We start from the raw sequence: 4,687 nt of genomic DNA, 5'->3' as shown, positions 1-4,687 counted from the left end.
GACGCGGCCTCCGGCTACCAGCTGCGCACCTTCGACCTCTCGGCCTACGCGGGCCAGTCGGTGACGATCAAGTTCACCGGCACCGAGGACGCCTCGCTGCAGACCAGCTTCGTGATCGACGACACCGCGATCGCCACGAGCTGACCCGGCGCCGGTAGACCCGGCAAGGCCAGGTAAGACAGGGGCAGGGCCCGGCGGCTTTCGGCCGCCGGGCCCTGTGGCGTACCCGGGCGGCGCCGTGAGTTCCCGGAAACCCGCCGGTCACGCCGGAGCAACCGGCGGGCAACACGAAACACGCGTGAAACGCGGCCGTCCGCGACCGGAAATCCGGCCTCGCCACACTTCCGGCACGCGCTCCGCCGCAGGACGGCGGCGGAAGATGCTGTCACAGGACCCCGCCGCAGGACCACGTCGCAGGACCCCCGGAGGTACCCCATGCCCCTGGCCGCCTTCCCGGCCGATCACCCGGTCGGCCACCCGGCCGCTCGTCTGGCCGTTCGTCTGGCCGACGCGCCGGCCGCCGGAGCGCCGCCCGTCATCGACACCGGCGACACCGCCTGGCTGCTCGCCAGCACCGCCCTCGTCCTGCTGATGACGCCCGGCCTGGCGCTGTTCTACGGCGGTATGGTCCGCACCAAGAGCGTGCTCAACATGATCATGATGAGCTTCGTCTCGATCGCCGTCGTCACCGTGGTCTGGCTGCTGGCCGGCTACTCGCTCGCCTTCGGCCCGGACGCCGGCGGCTGGGGCCTGATCGGCGGCCTGGACCACCTGGGGATGGCCGGGATCACCCCGTCCTCGGTCACCGGCCGCGTCCCCACCGTGCTGTTCGCCACCTTCCAGCTCACCTTCGCGATCATCACCGCCGCGCTGATCAGCGGTGCCATCGCGGACCGTGCCAAGTTCGGCTCCTGGGTGGCCTTCACCGCCGTCTGGACGCTGCTGGTCTACGTCCCCGTCGCCCACTGGGTGTTCGCGCCCGGCGGCTGGATCCTGTCGAAGCTCGGCGCGCTGGACTTCGCCGGCGGCACCGTCGTCGAGGTCAACTGCGGGGCGAGCGGCCTGGCCCTGGCGCTGCTGCTCGGCCCGCGGATCGGCTTCCGGAAGGAGGCGATGCGCCCGCACAACCTGCCGCTGGTCCTGCTCGGCGCCGGCCTGCTCTGGTTCGGCTGGTTCGGTTTCAACGCGGGCTCGGCGCTGGGCGCCAACGGGCTGGCGGCCTCCGCCCTGCTCAACACCCAGGCGGCCGGCTGCACCGGGCTCCTCGGCTGGCTGATGGTGGAGAAGCGGCGGGACGGCCACGCCACCACCCTGGGCGCGGCCTCCGGCGCGGTGGCCGGGTTGGTCGCCATCACGCCGTCCTGCGGCAGCGTCGACCTGCCCGGCGCCCTCCTGATCGGGCTGGCGGCGGGAACGGTCTGCTCGTACGCGGTGAGCTGGAAGTTCCGCTTCGGTTTCGACGACTCGCTGGACGTGGTGGGCGTGCACTTCGTGGCCGGGGTGATCGGCACCGCGCTGATCGGCCTGTTCGCCACGGCCACGATGACCGGCGGCCCGGCCGGGCTCCTGCACGGCGGCGGCTTCGGGCAGCTGGGCAAGCAGGCGGTGGCGATCCTGGCCGTCGCCGCCTACTCCTTCGCGGCCACCTACGGGATCGGCCGGGTGATCGGCCGGGTGATGGGCTTCCGGGCCGACGAGGAGCAGGAACTCACCGGCCTGGACCTCGCCGTGCACGCCGAGACCGCGTACGATCACGGCGTCCTGGGCCACGGCGTGCTGGGGCAGGGGGCCGCCGTGTTCTCGGCCGCCCACGGCCCCGACCGCACCGCCGCCACCGTGCTCGCGCACCCGTCCGACAAGGCGCCCTCCGCATGAAGCTGATCACCGCGATCGTCAAGCCGTTCAAGCTGGACGACGTCAAGAGCGCGCTGCAGGCCGTCGGCGTGCACGGACTGACCGTCAGCGAGGCCAGCGGGTACGGGCGTCAGCACGGTCACACCGAGGTGTACCGGGGTGCGGAGTACCGGATCGACCTGGTGCCGAAGGTCCGGATCGAGGTCGTCGTCGAGGACGAGGACGCCGACCTGGTGATCGAGGAGATCGTCCGGGCCGCCCGGACCGGCAAGATCGGCGACGGCAAGGTCTGGGCGGTGCCGGTGGAGACCATCGTCCGGGTCCGCACGGGGGAGCGCGGACCGGACGCGGTGTAGGCCCGCGCCCGTCCGGTCGGGGCCCTGGCCCCGACCGGAGGGTCCCGCCTCGGCGCGCGTGCTCCGGCGCGTGCCGGTGTGCCCGCGTCACCGGCTCCGTCCGTCGAGCCCCGGGATCTGCCGCCAGGCGCCGTCGGCGGCGGCCTCCTGCCACCACGTCAGGTCGTGCGGCGGGGCGTCCCTGGTCCGCCGGGCGTGGAGGATCGGGTCGTCGGGGTCGTGCAGAGTGCCGTTGTGGACGGCGACCGCGACCCGGGTGCCGTCCGGCAGGGGCGTCCAGATCCGGTACGTGACCCAGCCGGTGGCGGCCGTCTCCAGGACCTCGACGACCTGCGGGTCCCGGCCGGGCCCGGGGACCGTCGAGCAGCGGTAGCCGGCTTCCCGCTCCCCGTCGGTGCGGAGCTCGCAGGTGGGGGCGGCGGCCTGCGAGGCCGGGCCGTGCACCTCGACGGAGACGGTGGCCGCGCCCCGACCGTCGTCGTACCTGGTCCAGAGCACGGCGTCGGCCGCCGGGTCGAGGGTGAGCTGGTCGGCGCCGGGCTCAGGGTCCAGCCGGGTGCCTGGGCCGAGCAGGCCGGCCAGCGCGGACTGCAGCGCGGTGCGCTGACGCGCCCGCAGGAGCTCCGGGCCGGCGTCGGCGGTTGGCGCGGTCGCCGAAGCCGTCGCGGCCGTGCCGTTCGGGGCGGAGGTCGGGGCGGCCGGGCCGGTGCCGACGCCGGCCGGCCCGGGCAGACCCGTCAACGCGACGGTGACGGCCAGCGCGAGCACGGCGCCGGCCGAGGCGGCCGTGCCCAGCCGTCGGCGACGGCGCAGCACGCGGCCGTGCCGGGTGGCCTCGGCGATCATCACGGCGACCGGCGGGTGCAGGTCCTGGACGCTGTCGGCGAGCAGCCTGCCCAGGTCGTGTTCGAGGTCCGGGTCGGGGGCCATGGCGGGGCTCCTGGTGGCGGTGGGTCGGGGCGGGGCGTCCGGGGCGGGGCGTCCGGGTCGGGGCCGGCGAGGCGGGGCCGGTGGGGCGGGGTGGCTGTCAGGGTCGGCCGGGTCGGGGTGGCCGTCAGGGCCGGAACAGCAGTTCGCGGTCGTCCGCAAGGATCTCGCGCAGCCGGGCGAGCGAGCGGGTGGAGAGCCCCTTGACGGCGGCCGGGGTGGTGCCGAGCATCTCGGCGACGGCCTCGATGGGGTGGTCCTCCAGGTAGCGCAGGACGACCACGGCGCGGTTGCGGGGCGGCAGCGTGCGCAGTGCCGCGACCAGGGTGAGCCGCAGCTCGGAGCCGTTGGCGGGTTGGTCGTCGGGGCGGACCGGGGTGTCGGGGAGCTCGGCGACGGCGATCTCGCCGGAGCGGCGCAGCCGTCGGTGGGAGAGGTAACAGCGGAGCAGCACCTTGCGGGCGTAGGCGTCGATCGACGGTTCGTCGTCGCCCCGGCGGAGCCGGCCCCAGACCGAGTAGAGCTTGGCGAGGGTGGTCTGGACGAGGTCCTGGGCCTGGTGCCAGTCGCCGCACATCAGGTAGGCGACCTGGAAGAGCCGTCCGGCCCGATTGGCCGCGAACTCCTCGAAGTCGCCCGCCCTGTCCATGCCGTCCCCCGTGCGTGTGCTGCCCGTGCCGTGTGTTGCCCGGGCCGGTGCTGCCCGTGCGTGTGCTGCCCGTGCGTGTACTGCCCGGACGCGCGCTCGCGCCTGTTGCTGCGGTACCGATCGTTCTCGGCCACCGTTCTTATCCACGCTGCGGGGACCGGGAAAGTCGCACACGAGTTTTTCGGGCTGCCGAAACGTTCCTTCCAGGCCCTTGACGGGCCTCGGTGTCGACTCTAGGTTCAGCGCTGCAAGTTTCCTGAAAGTTTCAGCAAGCTTTCGCACGCAGTACCCGGGCTGCCCCCACCCCAGCCACCCCAGGAGACAACGTGGTCACCACCGCCCCCGCCCGCAGGCCCGCCCGGACGGCCGGCGCACTCGCCGCCTCGGCGGCCCTCGCGCTCTCGCTCACCGCGGCCCTCGCCGCCGCCCCCGCCGCGCAGGCGGCCCCGCCCGGCAGCGGCAGGGACGTCACCGCGACGCTCTTCGAATGGCGCTTCGACTCGGTCGCCAAGGCCTGCACCGACACCCTCGGCCCGAAGGGCTACGGCTTCGTCGAGGTCTCGCCGCCCCAGGAACACATCCAGGGCGGCCAGTGGTGGACCTCCTACCAGCCGGTCAGTTACCGGATAGCCGGGCGACTCGGCGACCGGACCGCCTTCAAGAACATGATCGACACCTGCCACGCCGCCGGCGTCAAGGTGATCGCCGACGCGGTGATCAACCACATGTCGGCCGGCGCCGGGACTGGCACCGGCGGCACCGCGTACGGCAAGTACACCTACCCCGGCTTCTACCAGGACCAGGACTTCCACTCCTGCCGCACCGCGATCAGCAACTACAACGACCGCTCCAACGTGCAGAACTGTGAGCTGGTCAACCTCTCCGACCTCGACACCGGCAG

General features: G+C 73.6%; 5 protein-coding genes. 3 read left to right on the top strand and 2 right to left on the bottom strand.

Annotated features, from left to right (window positions below):
* Positions 1-435: 435 nt before the first annotated feature.
* Both ABZY91_RS41365 and ABZY91_RS41360 read left to right on the top strand, forming a co-directional pair.
* On the top strand, positions 436-1,875 hold the full coding sequence (locus ABZY91_RS41365) for an ammonium transporter (RefSeq protein WP_355409330.1): 1,440 nt from the start codon (positions 436-438) through the stop codon (positions 1,873-1,875).
* The gene (locus ABZY91_RS41360; protein ID WP_327676485.1) at positions 1,872-2,210 is read left to right on the top strand and encodes a P-II family nitrogen regulator; all 339 of its coding nucleotides are present in this window, start codon (positions 1,872-1,874) and stop codon (positions 2,208-2,210) included. Before ABZY91_RS41365 ends, ABZY91_RS41360 begins: the two co-directional genes overlap by 4 nt.
* An 87-nt stretch (positions 2,211-2,297) precedes the next feature.
* Here ABZY91_RS41360 and ABZY91_RS41355 read toward each other — a convergent pair whose 3' ends face one another.
* Positions 2,298-3,140 carry a hypothetical protein gene (locus ABZY91_RS41355; RefSeq protein WP_355409328.1) on the bottom strand — a complete coding sequence of 281 codons (843 nt, stop codon included), beginning with the start codon at positions 3,138-3,140 and terminating at the stop codon, positions 2,298-2,300.
* Between the two features lie 124 nt (positions 3,141-3,264).
* Positions 3,265-3,786, bottom strand: coding sequence for a SigE family RNA polymerase sigma factor (locus tag ABZY91_RS41350; protein ID WP_355409326.1), 522 nt, complete (start codon positions 3,784-3,786; stop codon positions 3,265-3,267).
* Between the two features lie 326 nt (positions 3,787-4,112).
* Here ABZY91_RS41350 and ABZY91_RS41345 point away from each other — a divergent pair.
* Positions 4,113-4,687: alpha-amylase family glycosyl hydrolase (locus tag ABZY91_RS41345; RefSeq protein WP_355409324.1), on the top strand; the 575-nt coding region annotated here is incomplete at its 3' end.

Source organism: Kitasatospora sp. NPDC002965 (assembly GCF_040611255.1).
Lineage (GTDB): Bacteria > Actinomycetota > Actinomycetes > Streptomycetales > Streptomycetaceae > Kitasatospora.
The sequence above is the reverse complement of the archived record's forward strand: the minus strand, read 5'-3'. Positions and strand labels throughout refer to the sequence as shown.